The following is a 25,291-nucleotide window of genomic DNA, read 5'->3' on the forward strand; positions in this document are numbered from 1 at the left end:
AAGCTGCATCTTTCCCATCAAGGAAGAATTGATTTATTTTAAAAAATAATATTACACAATAATCTCATCCGCATTATCATTAAATAGTTCCAATTTTATCCTATAACACACTTATATTATATACTAAACAATACTTATTTCTAACTATTTATAAAATATTCTCCTCAGTCTACTCTTCAATACAAAGCTAACTACGTTGATTCTGTGAATCTCAACGCTTTCTACCAACGCACTTCGATTGTCACTTGATCTTATGGCAAAATTAAAAATGTTTCTCAATGATGCCACTGCTATGAATAATACTAAAAAATCTGTTTATAATCATAATATTGATGTTATTTGCTGTCATAGAGAATATTTTCTATATATCGGTGCTTTTAATGCAGAATGATTGACAACTTATTCAATAAGAATAAGTCGTGACAGCATAAGATTAAGGGGAGGTAAAAAAATGAATGATGAGATTATGAAAAATAGAGTTGGGAAAACACCTTTGATACGTGCAAAAAAACTTGAACAAGAACTGAATATAGGAAATATTTATTTGAAATTGGAAGGAAATAATCCTAGTAAAAGAAAGGCTGACCGTCTAGCCTACATGATTATCAAAGATGCGTTAGATTTAAATAAGAAAACTATTTGTTTAGGGATGGCTCGGGATTTAGCTAAATCCTTAGCTTTTCTGTGTGCGTATTACAATTTAAAATGTGTTCTTGTGTTTCCACAGAAAGGTAGATGGCTAAAATACAGGGAATTTCAGCAAGATTATATAGAACTAATAGAGTACGGAGAAAATGAAATACAAAGTATAGACTATAGTAACGAGTTATCAAAAGAAAAGGGATATTATAATGCCAACTTAGGTGTAGAAAACAATATTTTAAATATGACAGCCCTTTCTTCTATTAGTGAAGAGTTAGCGCTTCAGACAAAGGAGCCTATTGATTCTATCTTTGTACAGATGAGTTATGGGTTTTCAATATCAGGGATTTATTTGGGATTTAGAAAGTTATGGATGAATGATGAAATATCTAAGATGCCATCACTATATAGTTGTACTGTAGACCAAGGTAATATCATTTATGATAAGTATAGAGAAACAAGTGGATCTTTGAAAGAATATACCCCTGTTAAAAAAACAAAATATAATAAGTATGTTAGGATAGCTGAAAGTAAGATGATGGAAAATACATTAGATGCTATTATGGATACAAATGGAACCATTATAGGAATAGAAGAAGATGAGTTGGTTTTCTTTGTTAAATATTTTAAAAACTTAGAAAATATTAAGCTGTCAATTGAAAATGCATATGCTTTAGCCGGATTTATTAAAAAAGCGAAAGAGGGTGATCTGAAATATGGAAATCATATAATTTTGCTAAATGATGGACATATAGATTTAGAAATCAAAACCATAGAAGAGGTTGATGGCATTACTATTATTAAATTAGTTGAATTGTTAAATGCTTGGCTAATGGAATATACGGATCCGTTACAGGGAATACGCGAAGCTGTGAATAATGCACTTAACAATGGATATATTTTATTGGCTATATTAGACAAGCGGATAGTAGGCATATCTGTCATTGTAAATACTGGCTTTAAACCATTTGCACCGACTTATCATTTAGCTTATATTGCAACCGATAAAAATGTTAAAGGAAGAGGTATCGCTACTCAGCTTTTACAAAATGCAATAGATTTAACTGAAGGGAATATTTCATTGCATGTTGAAAGAAATAATAAAAATGCTATTAAATTATATGAAAAAATGGGTTTTAAGAAAAGTTATCTTAGAATGCTACATCAAACGTGGTAAAAAAGTATTTATTAAAAAATCAGAAAGTACAAAAAAAATTTTACTACTTTCTGATTTTTGTTAATTTACAACCTGTCCCCCTTTTGCTTGAAAATTAATGATACCCTCTATGTGCCTTATATTCAGACTCTTATCAAAATATTTATGTATATCAAACAATCCTTTTGTACCAACAAGTTCTGTTACCCACCTGGATAACTAATCTTAATTTTGCCACATCTCGCTAACATAGGGCCCATTAAAAATATGGAAGATCTCATTTCTCTTACTAAATGTTCTGGAATTTCATGAGAAGAGAGTGTACTTGAATCAACGGTTAAAACAGCGTTTTGAAAATCTACTTTACATCCAATCGCTTCTAATATCTGAATCATTGCATGCACATCACTTAGATTTGGGCAGTCAAATAGTACATTTTCTCCCCCATTCATTATCGTAGCAGCTAATATTGGAAGTACTGCATTTTTTGCTCCACCAATTTTTATCTCTCCATTTAATTGTTTTCTACCTTGTATAAAAAACTTGCTCACATATTCCACCTCCGAATTCTATTCCAATACGCAATCATTGCATTCATTATCTATAAATTCACTATTATCATAGAAATAATACATACTATATTATTCATTTTATGCATAATTCTCAAAGGTGTTACGCTAACAAATATATAAAATCATCTTAGAACTAATAAAAAACAATTACCTCATATTAGAATGGTTAATTTCCAATATAAGGCAATCTATTTTTTCTATTAAGTTTCAATTAAATTTAATATATCCGTGTAAATCATATCTGTTGCATTCGGTTTTGCTAACGCTTTGCTTTTACATGCCATTTCTTTTAATAGATCTGGATCCTTTGAAAATTGATTTACTAAATTTATAATTTTTTTATCCGTTAAATCCTTTTCATGCACTAAAACAGAAGCCCCATTTTTTTCTAATACTTTTGCATTATATTCTTGATGGTTATTCGCTACATAGGGCGATGGGATTAAAATCGATGGCAGTCCCATCGCTGTAATTTCAGCAAGGGTTATGGCACCTGCTCTACCTATTATTAAATCACAAGCGCCCATAAATTTCGCCATATCATAGATGTATTCTTTAATCATAATATTTTTTTTTATTTCAAAGTTGTTTTGGTTTAAGCTTTTTAAAATGCCTTCATAATGCTTGCTTCCTGTAACATGAATGATACTAATCTTATGGTTTCCATTGAAATTTTTTAAAACGTTCGCCATGGTTTCATTTATTTTTTCAGCACCCCTACTTCCTCCAAATGCCATTACTACAAAACGATTTTCATCAATCCCTAGAGCTTTACGGGATTGTTCTTTACGCACATCTATAAAATCGTTCCTGACTGGATTACCCGTTACAATGACTTTACTACTATGATTAAAATATTGTTTTGATTCTTCAAAGCTAACCAATACACGCTTTACAAATTTCCCTAACATTTTATTCGTAACACCTGGAATCACATTTTGTTCATGTATTACCGTTTTTATATTGAATAAAGATGCAATAAAAACAACTGGTCCACAAACATATCCTCCTGTGCCAATTACCAAATCTGGCTTAAATTGATGAATAATCTTTATGGCATCTTTTAATCCGAAAAATAAATCTTTTATAGATTTTAATGTATCTAAAGATAAGCGCCTCTTAAATCCACTAACAGTTATTGTTTTTAGCCGATATCCTGCATTGGGTACAAGCTGACTTTCGAGTCCTCTCTCAGTTCCCACAAATAAAATTTTCACACCTTTGATCTCTTGTTTTATTTTATTGGCTATTGCAATTGCAGGATAAATATGTCCTCCTGTTCCTCCACCTGAAATTAGTATTTTCATTATTTCAACTCCTATCTAAATTCGAATATCTAGATATATTCAACAAAATACCTATAGCTGCCATAAATATTGCCAATGAATTTCCTCCCCAACTAATAAACGGTAGCGGTATACCCGTAACAGGCATGGAAGATGTTGCAACTGCAATATTAATGATCACTTGTACTGCTACCATAGCTGTTATACCCGTAGCAAGTAAACAACTAAATAAGTCTGGTGCGTTAACCGCAATTCGTACACCTCTCCAAATTAATAAAAGAAATAGTAGTATTACCGTGACACAACCAATAAATCCTAATTCTTCTCCAATTATCGCAAATATAAAGTCGTTCTGAGGTTCAGGTATATACAGATATTTCTGAATGCTTTTTCCAAGTCCCACACCAAATATTCCTCCAGAACCTAAAGCATATAGAGATTGGATCACCTGATACCCAGTGCCTTGTGGATCTGCAAAAGGATCTAAAAAACCTGTTAATCTCCTCATACGATAAGGCTTTATGATAATCATAACCGCCAAAAATACAAAACCACAAATACCCATAGCGGTAACATGAAGCCACCTCATACCTGCCACAAACATCATAGATGCAATAATCATCGTAATGGTAACTGCTGTACTCATATTAGGCTGTAGTATAATTAGTCCAAAATATACGCCTATAATGATGAAACCCGGGATCACACCATTTACAAAATTTTTTATCTTTTCTGGCTTTCTTGAAAGATGAGAAGCTGCAAAAATAATGGCACAAATTTTTGCAACTTCTCCTGGCATGATTGTAAACCCACCAATAGGAATCCATCTTTTTGCACCATTAACTGAATGCCCGGCTGGTGTTAAAACGAGGATTAGCAAAATTACACTCAAAACAAAAGCATATGGGGCTAATTTTTTATATCTCCAATAATCAAAATTCATGGTGAAAAACATACCCAAAAGCCCTAATCCCGCCCACATTAATTCTCTTTTTAAAAAATGATAAGAATCATTCATTTTAGACAAGGCAAAGTAATGGCTTGAACTAAACACCATAACAATCCCAACTACAACCAGTATGATAACTATAAGCAAAAGGGTAAAATCACTGGATTTTTTTTTCGCCATTCCTACTACCCCCTCAATTTTTTAACGCATTCTTTGAAATGCCTACCTCTAACTTCAAAACTAGGATACATATCCCAACTCGCACAAGCAGGGGACAACAATACAGCATCTCCCTTTTTTGCGATTTTCGAACAGATTGCTATAGCACCTTCCATATTTTCTACAATGCTACATGCATAAAATCCATTTTCTGCTGCTGTCTTTTTAATCTTTTGTGCTGTTTCTCCTATTAACACCATATGTCTAACTTTCCCATTAAATACATGGATAAATTCTTCAAAATTACTTCCTTTATCCATCCCTCCAGCAATTAATACAATAGGTGTTTTCATAGCTTCTACTGCTTTTATTGATGCATCAGGATTTGTTCCCTTAGAATCATTTATGTAACGTATTCCTTCAATTTCATCTACGAATTCTATTCTATGAGCTACCCCCATAAACATTTTCAAAGTATCCGCAATCACTTTTTTATCAATACTAGCCCAATATGCAATTGCAACTGCAGCCAAAGCATTTTCTAGATTGTGTTTCCCTGGCATTTTTATATCATCTACCCTACAGATTATCTCATAGCCTTTATGCTCTTTTTTTACAACAATCTGATTATCTAGTACATATGCTCCTTTTTCTAATACTTTCTTTCTACTAAATGAAACAATATCTGCTTTTGCAAATTCTTTTAATGCATAGGTTTTTTCATCATCTGCATTTAGTATTAAAACATCTGCATCTTCTTGATTTTTAAATATATTTGCCTTTGCATCAATATAGTTTTCCATGGTCTTATGTCTATTTAAATGATCGGGTGTAAGATTTAAGACCGCAGCAATTTTCGGTTTAAAATCTATGGTACTCTCAAGCTGAAAACTACTAGTCTCTGTAACCATAATTCCATCTTTTGATGCTTCTTGTGCTTTAGATATTGCTGCAACACCAATATTTCCTACCACATAGGTTTCTTTTCCTGCATTTTTAAATATTTCTCCCGTTAAAGCTGTCGTCGTTGTTTTTCCATTGGTGCCTGTTATAGCAATAAATTTTCCGCTACATAATTGATACGCTAACTCTAACTCTCCCATGATTGTTATATTCATATCTCGTGCTTTTTGTATAAAAGGGAGATCTGTTGGCACTCCTGGGCTTAATATAATCAAATCGAATGGCATTAAATCATTTGGATGCTTCCCTAGTATGAATTCTATTTTTCTTCCATCTAAATCCTTTAATATATCTTCACATGCTTCTTTGTTTTTTTTGTCATTAACCGTTACTTTTGCGCCTAATTTTAATAATGCTTCTACCGTTGGTATCCCAGATATTCCTAGTCCAACTACTAAAACACGCTGATTTTTTATTAACAATAACGCCACCCGCTTTCATATATCTTTTTTCTTATTCCTCCGTCTCTATATTCATTTAAACCTTTAAGCTAAATAATCCAATAATACATAAAAGTAATGTAACAGCCCAAAATACAATCACTACCTTTATTTCTTTCCATCCCTTTAGCTCATAATGATGATGCAGCGGACTCATTCTAAAAATTCTTTTACCTGTGAGTTTGAAGGACATTACTTGAAGGATTACTGATAATGCTTCTACAAAATAGATTCCTCCAACAATTGGAATAAACAGCGTCATATTCGTTAAAATTGCAATTGCTGCAATAGCACCTCCAAGAGCCATAGAACCCGTATCCCCCATAAATATTTTTGCAGGATGGACATTGAATCTTAAAAATCCTAAACATGCACCTGTTAATGCTCCTGACACTAAAGTAGCACTAGAATTACCATAATACAGGGCTGCTAACGCAAAGAACAAAGAAACGATTAAAGTTACTCCTGCAGCTAATCCATCCAAACCATCTGTTAAGTTTACACTATTTGTTGTAGCAACAACAACTGTTGCAATAAATGGAATATATAAAATACCAAAATCCAAACTTTGTTTCATAAAAGGTACAAATATTTCTGTACCGTATTGTGATGTTTTAGACTGATACACAGCAATAATAATTGCAATAATAATTTGTCCTACCAGTTTTTGATATGCTTTTAGTCCTAAATTTCTTTTTAATACTACTTTTATAAAATCATCAATAAATCCTATTCCTCCAAAAGCAATGGTTGCAAATAAAATAACATATAAATCATTATTTGCATGTCCTGAAGTTAAAGTCGTTATACAAATGGCCGCAATCATTATTAATCCACCCATAGTAGGTGTACCAGATTTTGATATATGCGATTTAGGGCCTTCATCCCTTATGCTTTGTCCTACCTTTAATCTTTGTAAGATAGGTATCGCCAAAGGCCCTAAAATAAGTGTTATAAGAAATGATATGATGATTATTGTTATTAATTGTGTATGTTGTATCATAAAGTTAACTCCTCTCTTGTATATATTCTACGATTTCCTCCATTCGCATTCCCCTCGACCCTTTTACAAGAACCGCATCCTCTTCCTTTAATATTTTTTCTAATATATAAATCGTTTCTTGATTATTTTTACATGAAAAAACTTGTCTTTCGTCCATCCCTGTTTCTTTTGCGCCGTTAGCAATATATCTAGCATCTTTTCCTACAGCAATTAATACATCTACAGCTTTTCCTGCTTCACACCCTACATCATAGTGCCCTTGCTTTGCATATTCACCCATTTCAAGCATATCTCCTAAAATTGCTATTTTTCTATGCTTCTCCATTTTCCTTAGTACAGATAGTGCTGCACGCATTGAGTCAGGGCTTGCATTATATGCATCGTTAATCACTTTTATTTTTTCGTTTGTAGTCATCACATTTAATCTCATTTTACTATTTTTAAATTCTTCTATCCCTTCCTGAATCAACTTCATAGCAACATGAAAATGCAACCCTACAGCAATAGCACATAAAGCATTGTAGATATTGTGTTCTCCTGGAACATTTAATATAAAAGGATAAATCTTATCATGAATGCAAACATCAAAACGAATGCCCTCTTCTCCTAAATCCTTTATATTTATTGCTTGATAGTTACAATTATTTCCAAATCCGATAAAACATTTATTATAATTGCACGCTTTATCTTTTATGGTTTTCAGGAGTGGATCATCACCATTTATGACTAATGTACTTTTTTTATCAAAATAATTAGTAATCTCCATTTTTGCTTTCATAATATTTTCTTGAGAGCCTAAATGTTCAATATGAGATAATCCAACGTTTGTAATAACCGCAATTTCTGGCTTTACTAATCCTGCAAGGAGATCAATTTCGCCAAAACTGCTCATCCCCATTTCAAATATGGCTAGTTCATGTGCCTTCTTTAAATGCAAAGCTGTCAAGGGCAACCCTATATGATTATTAAAGTTTCCTTTATTTTTTAAAACTTTATATTTCTTTGCCAGTACGCAGTATATCATATCCTTTGTAGAAGTTTTCCCCGTACTACCTGTAACTCCTATAATAGGGATATTGAATTTCAAACAATAATATTTAGCAAGATCCTGTAAAGCTTTTAAAGTATCCTTTACTTTTATAATATTTAAATGAGGATACTTAAGAAAATTTTCTTCAGTCCATTCGCTTGTTATTACGGCTATAGCCCCCAAACTTACAGCATTTTCAATATAATCATGTCCATTAAATTTTTCACCCACCAATGGAATGAACAATTCATTTTTAATGATACTTCTTGAATCTGTCGAAACTCCGTAAATAATATCTTCACTATTTCCTCTTACCAATTCCCCCTTTGTACCTTCTATTACTTCTGTTATCCTAATTTCCATCTAGCATTTCCTCCCTCAGTATTTCCTGAGATACTTTTTTATCATCAAAATCAATAATTTTTTTCCCAATGATTTGGTAAGTTTCATGTCCTTTTCCTGCAATTAAAATAATATCGTCAGGTTCACTTATTTTTATAGCTTCTCTTATAGCTTCTTTTCTATCTACTATCATTTTATATTTGCAATTTGTCTTTTTTATTCCTACTTCAACATCTTTTATGATTTCATCTGGTTTTTCTGATCTTGGATTATCACTTGTAATTATACAAAAATCCGAAAGTTCTCCAGCAATTTCTCCCATCATCGGCCGCTTCGTCTTATCTCTATCACCGCCACACCCAAATACAGTAATAATTTTACCTTTTACAAATTCTTTTATAGTATCTAGTGCATTTTCAAGGGCATCTGGTGTATGGGAATAATCCACGATAATCGTATATTTCCCTGTATTTTCAACCGCCTCAAATCTTCCTAACACACCCTTTATAGATTCAATACCTTTTTTTATTTGTTCAAAATTATATCCTAAAACATAGGAAACAGCCATGGCTGCTAATGCATTATACACGGAGAACATGCCTGGCGTTGAAATTTTTATATGCCCTTCAAATTCAGGCGTAACCAATGTAAATTCAGTTCCTTTTGGAGAAATCGTAATATCTTTTGCATAAATTTCCGCTTTTTTTTCAATCCCATAAGTAATAAGCTTTGCATCTAAATTTTTCACTTCATTGGCAATTTCTGCCCCATATTGATCATCAATATTTATAATATTTGCTAGAGAAGTTTGATAGAAAAGCTTTGCCTTTGCATTTTTATAATTTTCTATATTTTTATGAAAATCTAAATGATCACGTGTCAAATTTGTAAACACACCGATTTTATAGTTGATCCCTGCAACCCGATCTAAATCTAGTGAGTGGGATGAAACCTCCATAGCACAGCTATTTACATTTAACCCAAGCATTTCTTTAAATAAGCTTTGTAGTTCTAAAGATTCAGGTGTCGTATTATTTGCTTTATATTCTTTATCCAGAATTTTATGAGATATGGTTCCTATTAAACCGCAATGAACACTATTTTTTTCTAAAATATTCTTTATTAAGTGCGTTGTGGTTGTCTTTCCATTTGTACCTGTAACCCCTATTATATGCATATTTTTTGTTGGATGTTTAAAGAAGTTTGCAGAAATCAAGGCTAATGCTTTCCTACTATTTTCCACCCTTATTATGGTAATTCCTTTTATAGGTGGAATATTTTTTTCAACAATCAATGCTTTTGCACCTTTTTTAATCACTTGCTCAATATACTCGTGTCCATCTGTTTTCAATCCTATAATGCAGGCAAATAAATAATTTTCATCTACCTTTCTAGAATCATACGCAATTCCTGTTATATCTATAGCTTCTTCTCCTACTAAATCCATGATAGCTATATTTTTTAATAATTCATTTAATTTCATAACATCGCTCCTTATGTAAAGGTTTCCCATTTTTTTATTATAGACTATGATGTGCATTCATAAACAAAACTCACGAAAAGGCAACTTAATTCAAAGTAATCTTACTTCGACCTAAGTTGCCTTTGCTATTTGGTTTGTTTCCATTATACCACATATTTTTAAAAATGATTATTTTTACTATTTGCTAAAAGCTAGTTTGTAGCATCCTTTTTTAAATACAAAATAATAATAGAGTTTTCTTCAATTTTTGCTCCTGGTTTTGGAAATTGTTCTACAATGATCGTATCTGGATTTTCAACATAAATCGGTTCTGTTTCATATTGTAATTTACGTTCTCCCAAAACCTTTGTTGCCTCTTTTAAGGATAAATTCCTAACTTCTGGAACAATCACTTCATTTTTCCTATATTCTTTTGCTTCCTCTTCATTAAATTTCGGTTCTACATCTAAATATCTTAATGTATCCTTTAATATTGCATGGGCTACTGGTGCTGCCGTCTGACTTCCAAAGTGGGTTCCTTGTGGCTCATCAATGACTACTAGTACAGCAAGTTTTGGGTCATCTACTGGTGCAAGCGAAATAAAAGAAGAATATACTTTTCCCTTAGCATACTTCCCATCTACAATCTTATCTGCTGTTCCCGTTTTTCCACCTATTCTATATCCTGGAATATATGCTTTCTTACCTGAACCTTCTGATACAACAGATTCCATAATCAATCGTAATTCTTTAGATGTTTTTTCTGATAAAACCTGTCGAATCATCTTTGGTTCATATCGGTTAATCACATTTCCAGAATCGTCTACCAGTTCTTTCACAATTCTTGGTTCCATTAATTTCCCATCATTTCCAATAGCAGATATGGCATTAATCAACTGTAAAGGGGTTACAGATATTCCCTGTCCATAAGATATTGTTCCTAATTCTACAGGTCCTACATATTTTTTATTTTGTAAAATAGCGCGACCTTCTCCTGGTAAATCAATTCCTGTAAGTTTATCAAAACCAAAAGACTCTATATAATCATAATATTTTTCAACCCCTAACCTTTGACCAACTTCTACAAATACTGGGTTGCATGAATTTTGTACAGCTTGTGTAAAAGTTTCTGATCCATGGGGATTATAATATCTCCAACATCTTAGCTTTTGCCCTGCCACCATAATATATCCTTTATCATAAAAGGGTGAATTTGGTGTGACTACCCCTTCTTCTAACCCAGCAGCTGATGTAATTAACTTAAATGTGGATCCTGGCTCATACGTATCACTAATGATTGGATTTCTCCACATTTCATTCCACATTTTTTGCTTAGCCTTGTTGTCTAAGCTTTCATAAAGCCTTCGGTTATTTTCATCTATAGGTATCCTTGGATTATTCGGATCATAATCAGGCTTTACGGTCATAGCCAAAATATCCCCTGTTTTCGGCTCCATCACAATGGTAAAAACTCTCTTAGCTTGTGTTTGTGCCAATCCATCATTTACTGCTTTTTCCACAAAATGTTGAATCACTTCATCAATGGTAAGTACTACATTTAATCCATTCTCTGCTTTATAATATTTTTCCGTTCCGTAAGGAAGCTGTCTTCCTACTACATCCGTGTTTTTTATCCATCTTCCAGGTAACCCACTTAAATATTTATCATATTCAAGTTCAATCCCCACAAGCCCTCGATTATCATCTGTTGTATGTCCAATGACCTGTGCAGCAAAATTTCCAAATGGATAGTGCCTTCTATTATCTTCTGCAATCCATATCCCCTCTAGTTTTCCTTTTCGAATAGCATCTGCTTTATCTTTATCAATCCATTTTTTAATCTTAATCAATCCAACATTTTTTTTCGTTAAGGTTTCCTTTAACTCCTTTTCATCCATTTCAAGGATGTCAGCAAGTGTTTCTGTAACATGATCAATTTTTTTTATTTGAGCAGGTCTTGCCCAGACTGTATTTGTACTTGCACTAATAGCCAATTCTTTTCCATTCCTATCGTATATTGTTCCTCTTTTTGCAGGAATTGGAATATCTCTTGTTTGCTGAATATGTGCTAACTGTCTGTATTTCTCTCCCTGTACAATTTGAATCCATCCGATTCTAGCTACAAGCCCAAATAAAGTAATACTTACAAAAAACAACAGCAAAACCAGTCTTTTTTTGTTACCAATACTCGTAATAGACGTTGCCAATGCTACTGCCCCCCATGTTAACTAGTCTAATAGGGTAAATAGTTTATGTACGGTTCCTTTTATACCTGCTATTATACTAGTTTTCTTTTCTTTTTCTAATTTTGCTTTCTCTTTTGCATTTGCAGATTTCGGCATTTTACTGTTATCTACACTTAAAAATACCATTTGCGTTTTTTCAGGATACTGCATGCCTAATTCTTCTTTTGCGCTTTTCTCTATAATATCGCTTCTCTTTATCCCTTCAACATCTACCCTTAGGTTCTCAGCAACTCCCTCTAGTTGCTCAATCTCCTTATTCAAACCATTGACTTTATATTTTAGTTCTGAAACCTTCACGTATCCTAATAAAATACCGATACATAAACTAGCAATAATGATAATACTCAAAATCATTTGCACCTTATGAATGGTTTTGATTTTTTTGCTTTCTTTATGCTTGTTTGCATTGTTCTTTTTAGGCGGTTGATATATAGCTTCTTCTTCAAGATAATTATATTTTCTTTGTGCTACTACCAAATTTATTCCCCCCTTCTCACTTTTAGAACATTAAGCCTTTTCTGCTACTCTAAGTTTTGCACTTCTAGATCTTGGATTTTTCTCTACTTCTACCGCTGATGGTAATATCGGTTTTTTGGTTATTCTTTTTATATCTGCTTTTCCATTACATCTGCATATAGGATATTCTGGTGGACATTTACACACCGTACTTAAATCTTTAAAAGTATTTTTTACAATTCTGTCTTCTAATGAATGGAAGGTAATGATACAAATCCGCCCCCCCGGGTTTAAATTTTCTGAAATGTCTCGAATCGTTTGTTCTAATATACCTAATTCATTATTTACTTCTATCCTTATAGCTTGAAAAGTTCTCTTTGCAGGATGTGGTCCATCTCGTCTAGCAGCTGATGGCACTGCTTTTTTTATAATATCAACGACTTCTCCTGTCGTACGGATTACTTTATTATTTCTCTCTTCAACAATAAAGTTCGCAATACGCTTTGCCCATCGTTCTTCTCCATATTCTTTGATTACACGCACTAGTTCTTCCTCTTCATAATTATTTATAACATCTTTTGCGCTAAATGCTTTTGTTTGATCCATTCTCATATCTAGTGGTGCATCTTGCATATATGAAAAGCCTCTACTTCCTTCATCCAATTGATAAGAAGATACACCTATATCCATAATCATTCCATCAATTTTTGAGATATTATGCTTAGCTAATATGTTTTTAATATTTGAAAAATTATCATGCACAAAGATTTTTTTATTTTGATATTTTTCTAGTCTCTTTGATGCCGTATTAAGTGCATCCTTGTCTTGATCTATCCCTATAAACAATCCGTCTTTACCTAAACACTCACAAATTTTAGATGCATGTCCACCACCTCCAAGTGTACCGTCCACATATATGCCATTTGATTTTATATTTAGATTTTCAATTGTCTCTTCTAGCAACACTGAAACATGTTCAAAATTCAAATCTTCACCTGCTCTCTCAAGTTTTAAAAGTAGTATCTGTCTTTCTTTAAAAAAATATTTAAATGCCTAGTTCAACCATTTTTTCAGCAATATCATCATAACTTAAATCAGCAGTTTTATTATAGATCTGCCACTGCTCACCGCTCCAAATTTCTACCCTTGTGGATACGCCAATACTCACAATCTCCTTATCCATCTTCCCATGTATTCTTAAATTAGGTGGAATAATTATTCTCCCTTGCTTATCCAGCTCGCACTCTGTTGCACCAGAGAAAAAAAATCTTACAAAAGCGCGTGCATCTTTACTGGTTAAAGGTAGCTCTCTCAATTTTTTTTCGATACTTTTCCATTCGTCTTGTGGATAGACAAACAAACAATGATCTAGCCCCTTTGTGATAATAAATTTTTCACCTAACGCTTCTCTAAATTTAGAAGGAATAATCACTCTTCCTTTTGCATCAATTGTATGAAAATATTCTCCAATAAACAAATTCTTCCACCCCATTTTGGGAAAAAGTCACCACTTCCTACCACTTATCACCACTTTTCTATTATTTCTATACCTTTATGAAAATTCCTTCTAGAATAATCTTTTTTTTATTAGGCATAAATTACTATCTTTAGACAAAAAAACCTTTAAGCGTAAAGCTTAAAGGCATTTCTTAATGATCATAGCTTATTTATTTTTATAAAATGCAATGATGAGTTTGTCTAATTCAACGCTTGCATTATAAATCTCCTCATAGCTACATCCAAATTTTATAAGATCATTTAACTTATTCCTTACTCTCTCTATATCTCTTTTTGCCATCTGCCACACCTCATATTTCATTAATAAAATAAATTGAACTCGAATATTATTATATTATTACAATTTGAAATATATGTCAACATTATAATATGACAGCATAATTACAATTATATTACATTTTTGTATATTTCTAAAAAAACTTTGGATTTTCTTAAATTTATTTCGACTCTATTTATATCTTGCTTTTTCTTTTACCAATATATATGATGGTGCCTGCTGCAATGATTACTCCTACACTCATTAATTGTGCTGCTCTAAATGATCCAAGCATCAAGCTATCTGTCCTTAACCCTTCTATGAAAAATCTAGCCGTTGAATAAAGTGCCGCATACAATAAGAATAACTCCCCATTAAATTTTTTCTTTTTATCATACCAAAGTAAAAAACAAAATATTAAAAAATTCCATATAGATTCATAAAGAAATGTTGGATGCACCCGTATACCATCTACCATGATCCCCCATGGTAAATCTGTAGGCCCTCCATGGGCTTCTTGATTGATAAAGTTCCCCCATCTCCCAATTGCTTGTCCTAAAATAATACTTGGAGCACATATATCCGCCATTTTTTTAAACGAAATATTATTTTTCTTACAAAAAAAATATCCTACTAAAAGACCTCCTATGACGCCTCCATGAATGGCTAACCCCCCTTGTCGAACATTAATCATACTAAGCACATCACCCACATATGCATTCCAGTTAAAAATTACATAATAGGCTCTTGCCCCAATAATGGCTGCAGGAATTGCAAACAAGAGTAAATCTAGCACTTTTTCTTCATGAATATTTTCTTTTTTTGCTCTTTTGATTGCCAATACTGCCCCAAGTACTATTCCTGTCGAAATAAGAATTCCATACCATCTTATATCTAGTCCAAACAATTTAAATGCCACTGGATCCAATAAAATCACTCCTTAAAATACAATTTTATCTCGCCAACGAAATTATTCACTCACGTTCATAATTTCCGTTGCTCAAAATAATTTGGTTGTCAGCAATGCTGACAACCATCATATATATTATAATGAATTTTTACCTATTATTCAAATCATTTTGGGCTGATAATAGATAGCACACATCTTTCTTCACAAAAATGTGCATGAAATCTTTTTTGTACAGTTTCAAATTCTATTTCCTTTAATGCCTTTAAATAATCAAAAATATTGATCCCTTTAAAGTAGTAAGAGACAAAAGTTGTTGCAATAAATTCCACAGAATTGTAATAGCTTAAATGCTCTCCTATTTGTTTACTCTTTATTCTTTCAAAATCTGCTTCATTCAATCCTGTACTTTTTATTTCTTCAATATATGCAAGTACTTTTTCTAAAACTTTTTTAGGATTTTTAGATTCTCCACCTAACATAGAGTAGCCATACTCCACTTCCCCAGTATATTCATTTTCAAATGTATCATTAATGAGCCCTTCTTCATAGAGGCTCGTGTATAAATCTGAACTCTTACCAAACAATAAATCTAATAATATCTTTGTAGCAATGTCTTTTCTTAATATCTTATCTACAGACAAATCATTGTCTATATCTTTAAAAGCAATATTAAATAATGGGATAGACACATCTAACTTTTCTTCGATGATACTTTGTACAATACGATCTGGTTCTACAGGATAGATTCTCTCTATTTTATTTTCAAGCTTTTCTTTTTTCTTTTGATTTTTTTCTACGATAGAACATACTTTATCACAGTCTACATCTCCTACAACAAATACAATCATATTTGAAGGATCATAAAAAGTGTTATAGCACTTATAGAGATCTTCCTTTGTGATTTTACTGATGCTCTCTACAGTTCCTGCGATATCAATTTTCACTGGATAATCATGGTACATTGCTTTTAACCCATTAAAAAACACTTTCCAATTTGGATTGTCTTCATACATCTTTATTTCCTGTCCAATAATTCCTTTTTCTTTTTCCACATTTTCATCGGTAAAATAAGGCGACTGCACAAAATTGATCAAAAGCTCTAAATTCTCATAAAACCGATCTGTAGATGAAAATAAATAGCAAGTAGAAGTAAAATTTGTATATGCATTTACATTCGAACCCAACTCTGAAAACTTATCAAATATGCTTCCTTCAGGCTCTTCAAACAACTTGTGCTCTAAAAAATGTGCAATCCCATCAGGTACTTTCGTTATATCCTTTTCCCCAGGTATAATAAACTGACTTTCATTCGATCCATAATTTGTTGCAAATATAGCATATTGTTTTGTATACCCTTCCTTTGGCATAAAAATGACTTTTAGACCATTTGGCAATTCCTTTAAAAACATTTTTTCTTTTAACACTTTGTTTTCTATTGTTTGCATTGTCATATTTATCGCACCTCCTCTTTCTTTTTAAGGAAGTATATTGTATCTAATTTTATGCTTTTTCCCGCTTCAATAATTTGTGTTTTCTCTACATTTCTAATTTTTTCAATCATTGTTTCTAATGTATCCTCATTATTGCTAATCGCTTGTGTATAATAAAAATCAGCAAGCATATGAGGAGTATCTGTCATACTTCGAATAGAAGTAATAATTGAATTCTTTGCACTTTCAATATCTTCCTCAGAAAAATCTCCCTTATTCATATCCATCATTTGTGCTTTGATCAGTGACACAGCCTTATCATAATTTTCAAATTCAATACCCGCACCAACTAATAACAAGGACTTGAATTTTTCAACCCTTGAAAATATATAATAACAAAGGCTTTCTTTTTCTCGTATATTCTTAAAGAATTTCGAATTAGGGCCTCCACCTAAAATATTTGAGTAAAGTACTAAAGGCTGATACATAGCACTTTCAAAAGGTATATTTGTTCGATATCCTAGATTTAATTTTCCTTGATTAATGTCCATATTTTCTTCAACCACATTAATTTCATCAGGAATATATTCAATTTTTTCCCTTTTAACAGCTATAACTTCCTTTTGATTAAATTTCAGCTTTTCTGTTACCAACTTTTCAATCTCTTTTTCATCAAAGTCCCCTACTACACAAATATCTATGGGTGAAGAGGTAATTACATTCTTATAGTGTGCATATAGCGATGTACTTGTTATATTTTTCAAATCATCTATATTTCCATATGGATATAATGAAAAGGGTTCATTCCTACACATCTCTTCAATGCATCGATCGAATGCATATTTCATTTTGTCGTTTTTTCTGCCTTCAATTCTTTCTGCCAGATTCTCTTTTTCTTGATTTACATAATCATCTTTAAAAGAACCTTCTACAATATAAGGATTATTAATGACCTCATTTAAGATCTCCATCCCTTTTGCCAATACATTTTCATCTTCTACATATTTATCATTGGCAAGCTGCATTCTAAATTGGAGTATATTTCTTTCTCCCTTTTTCGTCACATCGCTCCCTAAAAACGCCCCATATAAGCCTTCTAAGGCTTTTGAAAGTGCCTTCGAACTCGTATAATTCTTCGCCCCTCTAGGCAATACCATCGATAACAATGCATTTTTTGTTACTTCTTCTTTTGCAAGTGGTCTTTGAAAATAGACACTGACTAAATTTGTTTTAAATTTATCCGTTTTAATAATATGTAGCTTTATCTGCTTCTCGATTGCTATAGGTTTTAGTCGCTTTAGCAAATTTTATCCCTCCTTGGCATATTTTGTCTAATCTATTTATAACGCAAAATTTCAATATTGTCACTATTTATTATGGTTAAAGTTTTCCATTATATACATAAATCCCTTTGTATATCTCTATTCATCCCACTCTTCTACATTCATCACTCTGATCCTAAATTCTAATTCCTCTATCATTCCATCATTTTCTCCCCAGCCTTTCATATACTTTATATCTGTATCTTCTGCGTCTTTAAATTTTTTAATTATTTCTTCAATTTCATACTGATCTTTCACCTTATCTACAATATCATTGACCCCTATTAATAAAATTTTTGCAACACCATATTGCTGAAGCTCTCCTAAAATATTTTTTATTTGTGTATCATCTGGACTAATTCCTATACATTTTATTTTTCGATCCACATAACCATTATGCACCAATTGTTTTTTTATTTTTTCTCTAAATACACGGTTTTGATTCATCCCATCACGATTACCCATTAAAACAATGCCTACTTCATTTTTTCTTGTATCCATATTACAAACATCTTTTACAATCTCATTTACAATTTTTTCACTATCCCAAAGAGGCGGCATAAACTTTATCCTAGTTTTTGGGGTATATAAGTTTTCCATTTCTAATTCATTGACAACATATTTATAATCTACTGATTCCGTCAAAAAAATAGGTGCAACAATCATTTTTTTATAATTCTCTTTTCTAATTTCTCCATTAAGTACTTCTTTGTAATAGGGTGTATTATTTAAATATGAAACATAAACATCATAATCTCCTTCTAGATGGGTTGCTATTTTTTCTCCTACCCTTTTACTTATATCATTATATTTACTGATTCCTACATGCTCATATACGCTCTTATACCCATATAATCTGAAAGGAATACATATTTTATGCCCTACCCCATTATTTCTATGCATATTCTTTAAAAGAATCGATAAATCATATTTTTCAGGCTCCCCATCAAACACTAATAATACCGCTGTATTTATATTTTCATCCATATTTATTGGTTCTTTCTTATTATCATTTTCATATTTAAAAAAGAACAAACCATAACTACACAATATTGCCCCAATGATCATGCCAGTAATTCCTATACACAAAGATCTTATCTTCACGCTCTTTACATTTTTAAAAAAAGTATAAGAAAATATAGTCAGCATCACAATTGAAAATCTTTCAAAAAATCCAAAGGATACAAAATAACCTATAATAAATACTGTGAAAATTATGGGCAAAAAAAATATTTTCATATTTTCTATTATTTTCACAAAATGCCACCCCCTATTTCATTCTATTGTTTTTTTTATCAAATATGATTTTTATTGAACTAGTTGGATTTATCAGTTATAATTTAATTTGTATGAAATCACATAGATCGTTTGAAAGGAAGCGTTATAGATGAAATTAGGTATCGTAGGTTTACCAAATGTAGGAAAAAGCACACTTTTTAATGCAATCACAAAAGCTGGTGCTGAATCAGCAAACTATCCGTTTTGTACCATAGAACCAAATGTGGGTGTTGTTTCCGTTCCTGATAAAAGACTCGAAGTATTAAGAAAAATGTATGATTCAAAAAGAGTACTTCCTACTGCTATTGAATTTTATGATATAGCAGGACTTGTAAAAGGCGCTAGTAAAGGTGAAGGACTTGGTAATAAATTTTTAGGAAATATTCGAGAAGTTGAATCAATCGTTCATGTTGTAAGATGTTTTGAAGATGAAAATGTAGTCCATGTAGATGGAAGTGTAGGTCCCCTACGAGATATCGAAACGATTAATCTTGAATTAATTTTTTCTGATCTTGAGTTAATTGATCGAAGAATCCAAAAAGCTAGAAAGATGTTAAAAGGAGATAAATCCCTTCAAAAAGAACTTGATTTATTAGAAAGAATCAAAGAAACGCTTGAAGAAGGAAAGTCTATCAGGGCCCTTGATCTAACAGAAGATGAAGAAAAAATGGTACAAGAGTATACTTTATTGTCCTTTAAACCAATCATTTATGTTGCTAATGTATCTGAAGATGATTTGCTTGATTCTGAAGCTAATAAAATGGTAGCAGAAGTAAGAGAACACGCAAAAACTGAAAATGCAGAAGTTGTCGTAATCTGTGCGAAGATCGAATCCGAAATTTCAGAACTTGATGATGAAGAAAAAGAACAATTTTTATCAGAACTTGGTCTTTCTGAATCAGGTCTTGATAAACTGATCCATGCTGGATACAGACTTCTTGGTCTTATGAGTTTCTTAACGGCAGGTCCACAGGAAGTACGCGCGTGGACCATAACGGTTGGAAGCAAAGCGCCACAAGCTGCTGGAAAAATTCATACTGACTTTGAAAAAGGATTTATCCGCGCAGAAACCGTTAGTTTTGATGATTTAGTAACTGCTGGAAGTATGGCAGCTGCTAAGGAAAAAGGATTGGTTAGACTTGAAGGAAAAGAATATGTTGTAAAAGATGGGGATGTAATATTATTTCGATTTAATGTATAAATAAAAATTATTTCTAATGATAGTAAATCAATTATTTTTGAATAATTGATTACTGAAATGAGATTATTAGATGGAAAAGATATTACTGTGTAGATTGTTTCTTTCATTTCACAAAAACATGAAACATATACAAAAACAATAACTCCCTGCTCAAGCTTTGCGCAAAGCTTGAGCATACTTTTCAACAACCATATCTTTTTCAAGCATAATTATATATTAGCCATCTCTTACTTTTAAGATTACTCAGTCCCATTATACATATTCAGAAGCATTGTTTTCATATCTGATTTACCTACTTTTACAGGGTTCCTTTGAGTCGAACCTTTTAAAGAATTCTCTACCAATTCATCCATATCTGCAAGAAAAATTTCTTTAGAAATTCCTACTACTTCTTTAAAAGAATTAGGGATACTCATCAAGTTGTTAAGATTCTTTATTTCTTCAATCAAATCTTTCCTCTCAATCACTTTTGCTAAATAGTCTAACTTCTCTTTCACAATTGCATTTGAAGAATTATACTTCAATACATAAGGTAAGGCTATTCCATTCACTAACCCATGTCCTAAATCATATTTTCCACCAAGCGCATGAGAAATTCCATGTGCCATTCCTAAGCCTACATTATGAAAAGCCATTCCTGCCATACTTTGATAATTATGAACTTTTTCACGACTCTCAATTGTTTTGTCCTTATATGATACAGGTAAATATTTAAATAATCCAGCTATTGCTCCTTTAGCTAAACATTCTGTATAATCATCCAAATTGTGATTTATATAACTTTCTAAAGCATGCGTGATGGCATCTAATCCCGTTTGCGCCACTATGTTATCTGGCATTGACATTGTAAGCTCAGGGTCTAATATTGCGATCTCAGGAATAAATGCATTTGTCTTCAAACCAATCTTTATGTTTTTATCCTTGAATGTAATAACTGCAGCCTTTGTAACCTCAGCGCCCGTTCCTGATGTTGTTGGTATTGCAACGAACTTAATATTTTTTTTATATTCGGGTAAATTAATTTCTAAAACATTGTTAAAATTTATGGTTGGATATTCATAAAATAATGTCATTACTTTAGCTGCATCAATTGGAGAACCCCCACCAATAGCTATAACTGTATCTGGCTTAAATTTTTTCATCTCACAAAGCCCTTTATCAACAATTTCAGTATCAGGATTTTTTTGAACACCGTCCATTATTGTATACTTTTTACCAGATTCATTTAACATACCTTTAATTCTATCAATTGTTCCATTATTAAACATAGATTTGCCACCTGTAACAATGAAAATTCTACTTCCCTCTATATCTTTAATATAATTAAGAGCGTCCTTACCTGTAATGAGTTTATCACCATATAATTTCAATATTTTCATATAATTAGTTCCTCCCTCGTATATCCTTACTAATCATCTATTTTCAATTTAATTTGGTCTATATCCAACCTTGAATCAATAATGATTTCATCCATTTGAAGATTTGTATTTAAAATATCTTTCAAATTTGATTCGATTTCTTTTTCTTTATCTTTGAAAAATAGTTCTCGATTGTAATTAACCAAACGGATGTTTTCAAGATTATCTAATAATGCCTTTTCATATGTCGTCCTTGTTTCAAAACATTGAATGGTTAATAGATCTCCTTGTATAAAAGCCTGTACATTTTTAGGTCCCTTCCCTGTATAATGTTTAATAAATCGAGCCATTTCTTTTTGAATTTTATTTTCAAGTTCTTTCTTGGCTTCTTTCTCAATAATAATCGAATGAATAACCGTCTCTTTTGATTTTATTTTATACAATTTCAGCGCTGCTTTTTCCATAGCATCCACTAATTCTTTTGTGTCAATCGGTTTAATAATATATTTATCAATCCCTACATCTATCGTATGAATAATAGAATCCGCATCAGAAATAGCCGTGATTACGATAATTGGACAAGTATTGTCTATATTTCTAATTTTTTTCGCCATTTCTAACCCATCCATCTTAGGCATTTTCAAATCTGTAATAATAAGATCTGGTTTATGTTCATCAAACTTAATGAGTCCATCCTCCCCATCAATACCAAGATATAGTTTTCCAACACGTCGTTTGATAAAACGCGCTAATTCCTCACGAATCATCTCTTCATCTTCTACATATAAAACTTTTAGATTATACAAAATGCTTTTATCCTTCACTTTCATCAGCTCCATTTCTTGGAATGATCATAGAAATACATACACCCTCTTTTCTATTATCAATATAAATTTTCCCATGGAAATTCTTTTCTATAATTACTTTTGACATATAAAGACCTAATCCTGTACCTTTTCCTTTTCCTTTTGTCGTAAAATGTGCTTCAAATACACGCCCAATAATTGCTTCATCCATACCCTTGGCATTATCTTCAATCTCTACATTCACTACAGATTCGTGCGCATTAATGCTTATATCTATTGTACGATCATAAAGTCTTTTTTCAATTAAAGCATCCACAGCGTTTTGAACAATATTAAAGATAACTTGTGAATATTGATTGGCATGTCCAAAAATGAATCCATCTTTTATCACATGCATATTTAATTGTATTTGATGCAGCCTTAAATGCTCTTGCAAAAAATCTATGGTTGATTCGATATTCTCTCGAATAGAAAAACATACTTCTTCTCTTTTTGGATTAAAAAAATATCGAAAATCATCAATGGTCTGTGACATACGATTGATCAATTTTTTAGCTCTTTCCATCAGTTGTGCCAAATATTCTTGCGTTAATTCTTCATATTGATAAGCATCCTCAATATTTGAAAAAATAAGACCTAACCCACTTAACGGTTGTCGCCATTGATGCGCAATATTTCCAATCATTTCTCCCATTGCAGCCAATCTTGATTGATAAATCATTAAAGCTTCCTTTTTCTTATTTTCATCTACTTCTTTTTGAAACATTTCTTCTAATTTTATATTAATCTGTTCTAATTCTAAAGCAATACGATTCTTATTTTCCACATCTGAATAATAAGTACTTGTGTTCTTTTCTTTATGATAAATATTTATTTGGTTTTGAGGCAACCCATTTGAAATCTCCGATGCAACTTGATGAATAATCTTTCTAAATCGTCCTTCACTTCTTTTTAAAGCCTCTTCTTGAATTTTTTTATTGGTAATATCCCTAGAAATCAAAATCATTTTTAATTGGTTTTCAAGTTGAAATAAATGTGCACTGATTTCTACTGGAATGAATTTGCCATGACTTGTAATCAATGTATCTTCAAAAATAGTCATCTTATCTTTCTTTAAACTTTCTACCATATTTTTAAATTTTTGCGCATTGCTATCCTTAGAAATATCTAAATAAGACATTTTTAACAAAGCCGCTTTATCGTAATGAAGACTGCAATAGGCTTTACTATTTACTTCTAAAAATTCTGTAGGTAAATTATTTTGATCTAAATTTAATACAAAAGTACAATCACTTCCACTATTAAAAAGACGTTCATACTTTTCTTTGTTTCGAATCAATTCTTTTTCAAGTGATTTTCTTTCTTCAATATCTTTTTCTAGTTCCTTGTTTAGCTGATTTACTTTCGTTGATAAACTTGCTTCTTTTTCTAATTGCCTCTTGTCTTTTTTAATTTTATAAATATAGAACATTCCTGAAATAAAAATCAAAAGAATAATAAAATTAAAAGCAAGAATTTTATAGGTACCATAGCGTATAAATTGTGTCATTTCCAAATAATCCATAGATACTGTAACAATCCAAAATTCAGCCCCGAGCCTTGCAGGTGAATAAGCACTGAATTTTTTCACTCTTTTTTTATTTTTGTCTTGATACCAGATAGAATGATAGATCCCAACACCTGATTCTCCATTTTTCTGTTTCTGAACCAATTTTTCTAATTCATACCAATCATAATCAGGAAATTCCTCTCTTCTCGCTTTCATCACATTTTTTCCAATATCTTCTTTTTTAGGATGCATCAATAGTATCCCATTTTTACTTTTAACCGAGGCATATCCCTTCTCTCCTACACGAATAGGTTTTACAAACTGTTGATAAATTTTATCCAAACTTATCTGTGTACATAGGATCGCTTCAATTTTTGAATCATAAAATATAGGTTCAAAAATTTTAATATAAAATTGTCCGTTATAGAAATAGACCTCACTGATCATTGCATCTTTTCTAGTTAAAACATTTTGTACATCTTCATTTATTTTTGGATGTGTAGATAGTTCTTCATCCGGATAGGTTTCAATTACTTTTGCTTCTAAACTTAATAATTGTATTTTGTCAATATTATCTTTTTGAATAATATAATAATCTTCTAAACTATTAAATCTTGTGTCTACACCATTAGATAACATATAATTGCGAAATTGTTCTTGAAATGATCTATTTTTTGTAATAATTTTAAGATTCTCGCTTTGATAGCTGAAAAAACGTTCAATACTTCTAGATATAGATTTTGAAATAGTCAATAATTGCTGTTGTTCCTTCGCGATAATATGATCTTGCACACTTTTATAATTCATATAAGAAGCAGATAATATCATGATTACACAAATAAAAATAGCGCCCATGAGTATATACAAATCCATATTGCCTTTTTTCATCTTCACTTTTTATCCCTCCTAGTAATATTATAGCATATCACTAATGTTAAAACTTTTCTAAACATAGCA

General features: G+C 31.6%; 21 protein-coding genes. 2 read left to right on the forward strand and 19 right to left on the reverse strand.

Annotated elements, in window-relative coordinates:
- The first annotated feature begins 451 nt into the window (after nucleotides 1–451).
- A complete protein-coding gene (locus tag EV214_RS01730; RefSeq protein ID WP_132242088.1) occupies nucleotides 452–1,819 on the forward strand; it encodes a pyridoxal-phosphate dependent enzyme in 1,368 nt (455 codons plus the stop codon).
- Nucleotides 1,820–2,001: 182 nt separating this feature from the next.
- Here the strand turns inward: EV214_RS01730 and EV214_RS01735 are convergent, their stop codons facing one another.
- From EV214_RS01735 to EV214_RS01810, 16 genes are all read right to left on the reverse strand, one after another.
- On the reverse strand, nucleotides 2,002–2,349 hold the full coding sequence (locus EV214_RS01735; protein WP_132242090.1) for a UDP-N-acetylglucosamine 1-carboxyvinyltransferase: 348 nt from the start codon (nucleotides 2,347–2,349) through the stop codon (nucleotides 2,002–2,004).
- 221 nt (nucleotides 2,350–2,570) lie between these two features.
- Nucleotides 2,571–3,677, reverse strand: a complete 1,107-nt coding sequence (gene murG, locus EV214_RS01740; protein ID WP_132242092.1) for an undecaprenyldiphospho-muramoylpentapeptide beta-N-acetylglucosaminyltransferase — start codon at nucleotides 3,675–3,677, stop codon at nucleotides 2,571–2,573.
- A 4-nt stretch (nucleotides 3,678–3,681) separates the two neighbouring features.
- Nucleotides 3,682–4,785, reverse strand: a complete 1,104-nt coding sequence (gene spoVE, locus EV214_RS01745) for a stage V sporulation protein E (RefSeq protein WP_132242094.1) — start codon at nucleotides 4,783–4,785, stop codon at nucleotides 3,682–3,684.
- A gap of 5 nt (nucleotides 4,786–4,790) precedes the next feature.
- A complete protein-coding gene (gene murD, locus EV214_RS01750) occupies nucleotides 4,791–6,149 on the reverse strand; it encodes a UDP-N-acetylmuramoyl-L-alanine--D-glutamate ligase (RefSeq protein ID WP_132242512.1) in 1,359 nt (452 codons plus the stop codon).
- 55 nt (nucleotides 6,150–6,204) lie between these two features.
- Complete coding sequence (gene mraY / locus EV214_RS01755; protein WP_132242096.1) at nucleotides 6,205–7,170, reverse strand: phospho-N-acetylmuramoyl-pentapeptide-transferase; 966 nt, start codon at nucleotides 7,168–7,170, stop codon at nucleotides 6,205–6,207.
- Between the two features lie 4 nt (nucleotides 7,171–7,174).
- Nucleotides 7,175–8,563, reverse strand: a complete 1,389-nt coding sequence (locus EV214_RS01760; RefSeq protein WP_132242098.1) for a UDP-N-acetylmuramoyl-tripeptide--D-alanyl-D-alanine ligase — start codon at nucleotides 8,561–8,563, stop codon at nucleotides 7,175–7,177.
- Entirely contained in the window at nucleotides 8,553–10,025 is a 1,473-nt protein-coding gene (locus EV214_RS01765) for a UDP-N-acetylmuramoyl-L-alanyl-D-glutamate--2,6-diaminopimelate ligase (RefSeq protein ID WP_132242100.1), read from the reverse strand. Before EV214_RS01765 ends, EV214_RS01760 begins: the two co-directional genes overlap by 11 nt.
- Before the next feature lie 191 nt (nucleotides 10,026–10,216).
- Nucleotides 10,217–12,211 carry a stage V sporulation protein D gene (locus tag EV214_RS01770; protein WP_243116524.1) on the reverse strand — a complete coding sequence of 665 codons (1,995 nt, stop codon included), beginning with the start codon at nucleotides 12,209–12,211 and terminating at the stop codon, nucleotides 10,217–10,219.
- 21 nt (nucleotides 12,212–12,232) lie between these two features.
- Nucleotides 12,233–12,727 (reverse strand): cell division protein FtsL, encoded by a 495-nt coding sequence (locus tag EV214_RS01775; protein ID WP_132242102.1) that lies wholly within the window; start codon nucleotides 12,725–12,727, stop codon nucleotides 12,233–12,235.
- Nucleotides 12,728–12,757: 30 nt separating this feature from the next.
- On the reverse strand, nucleotides 12,758–13,693 hold the full coding sequence (gene rsmH, locus EV214_RS01780; RefSeq protein ID WP_132242104.1) for a 16S rRNA (cytosine(1402)-N(4))-methyltransferase RsmH: 936 nt from the start codon (nucleotides 13,691–13,693) through the stop codon (nucleotides 12,758–12,760).
- Between the two features lie 58 nt (nucleotides 13,694–13,751).
- Nucleotides 13,752–14,183 carry a division/cell wall cluster transcriptional repressor MraZ gene (gene mraZ, locus EV214_RS01785; protein ID WP_132242516.1) on the reverse strand — a complete coding sequence of 144 codons (432 nt, stop codon included), beginning with the start codon at nucleotides 14,181–14,183 and terminating at the stop codon, nucleotides 13,752–13,754.
- Between the two features lie 186 nt (nucleotides 14,184–14,369).
- Nucleotides 14,370–14,504: an aspartyl-phosphate phosphatase Spo0E family protein gene (locus EV214_RS01790; RefSeq protein WP_132242106.1), complete on the reverse strand. Its 135-nt coding sequence runs from the start codon at nucleotides 14,502–14,504 to the stop codon at nucleotides 14,370–14,372.
- 172 nt (nucleotides 14,505–14,676) lie between these two features.
- The gene (lgt, locus tag EV214_RS01795) at nucleotides 14,677–15,408 is read right to left on the reverse strand and encodes a prolipoprotein diacylglyceryl transferase (protein WP_132242108.1); all 732 of its coding nucleotides are present in this window, start codon (nucleotides 15,406–15,408) and stop codon (nucleotides 14,677–14,679) included.
- 146 nt (nucleotides 15,409–15,554) lie between these two features.
- The gene (gene yfmH, locus EV214_RS01800; RefSeq protein ID WP_330571234.1) at nucleotides 15,555–16,841 is read right to left on the reverse strand and encodes an EF-P 5-aminopentanol modification-associated protein YfmH; all 1,287 of its coding nucleotides are present in this window, start codon (nucleotides 16,839–16,841) and stop codon (nucleotides 15,555–15,557) included.
- 2 nt (nucleotides 16,842–16,843) lie between these two features.
- A complete protein-coding gene (gene yfmF, locus EV214_RS01805; RefSeq protein ID WP_132242110.1) occupies nucleotides 16,844–18,124 on the reverse strand; it encodes an EF-P 5-aminopentanol modification-associated protein YfmF in 1,281 nt (426 codons plus the stop codon).
- A 117-nt stretch (nucleotides 18,125–18,241) separates the two neighbouring features.
- Nucleotides 18,242–19,399, reverse strand: a complete 1,158-nt coding sequence (locus tag EV214_RS01810) for a ferrochelatase (protein ID WP_132242112.1) — start codon at nucleotides 19,397–19,399, stop codon at nucleotides 18,242–18,244.
- Between the two features lie 130 nt (nucleotides 19,400–19,529).
- Between EV214_RS01810 and ychF the strand changes: the two genes are divergently transcribed.
- A complete protein-coding gene (gene ychF / locus EV214_RS01815; protein ID WP_132242114.1) occupies nucleotides 19,530–20,621 on the forward strand; it encodes a redox-regulated ATPase YchF in 1,092 nt (363 codons plus the stop codon).
- A 239-nt stretch (nucleotides 20,622–20,860) separates the two neighbouring features.
- Here ychF and EV214_RS01820 read toward each other — a convergent pair whose 3' ends face one another.
- Genes EV214_RS01820 through EV214_RS01830 form a run of 3 tightly spaced genes read right to left on the reverse strand, consistent with a single transcriptional unit; the run spans nucleotide 20,861 to nucleotide 25,222 of the window.
- Nucleotides 20,861–22,000 carry an iron-containing alcohol dehydrogenase gene (locus EV214_RS01820; protein WP_132242116.1) on the reverse strand — a complete coding sequence of 380 codons (1,140 nt, stop codon included), beginning with the start codon at nucleotides 21,998–22,000 and terminating at the stop codon, nucleotides 20,861–20,863.
- A 29-nt stretch (nucleotides 22,001–22,029) separates the two neighbouring features.
- Nucleotides 22,030–22,803: a Na-translocating system protein MpsC family protein gene (locus EV214_RS01825; RefSeq protein ID WP_165916177.1), complete on the reverse strand. Its 774-nt coding sequence runs from the start codon at nucleotides 22,801–22,803 to the stop codon at nucleotides 22,030–22,032.
- Nucleotides 22,793–25,222 carry a sensor histidine kinase gene (locus EV214_RS01830; RefSeq protein ID WP_243116535.1) on the reverse strand — a complete coding sequence of 810 codons (2,430 nt, stop codon included), beginning with the start codon at nucleotides 25,220–25,222 and terminating at the stop codon, nucleotides 22,793–22,795. Before EV214_RS01830 ends, EV214_RS01825 begins: the two co-directional genes overlap by 11 nt.
- Nucleotides 25,223–25,291: the final 69 nt, after the last annotated feature.

Source organism: Marinisporobacter balticus, assembly GCF_004345705.1.
GTDB lineage: Bacteria > Bacillota > Clostridia > Peptostreptococcales > Thermotaleaceae > Marinisporobacter > Marinisporobacter balticus.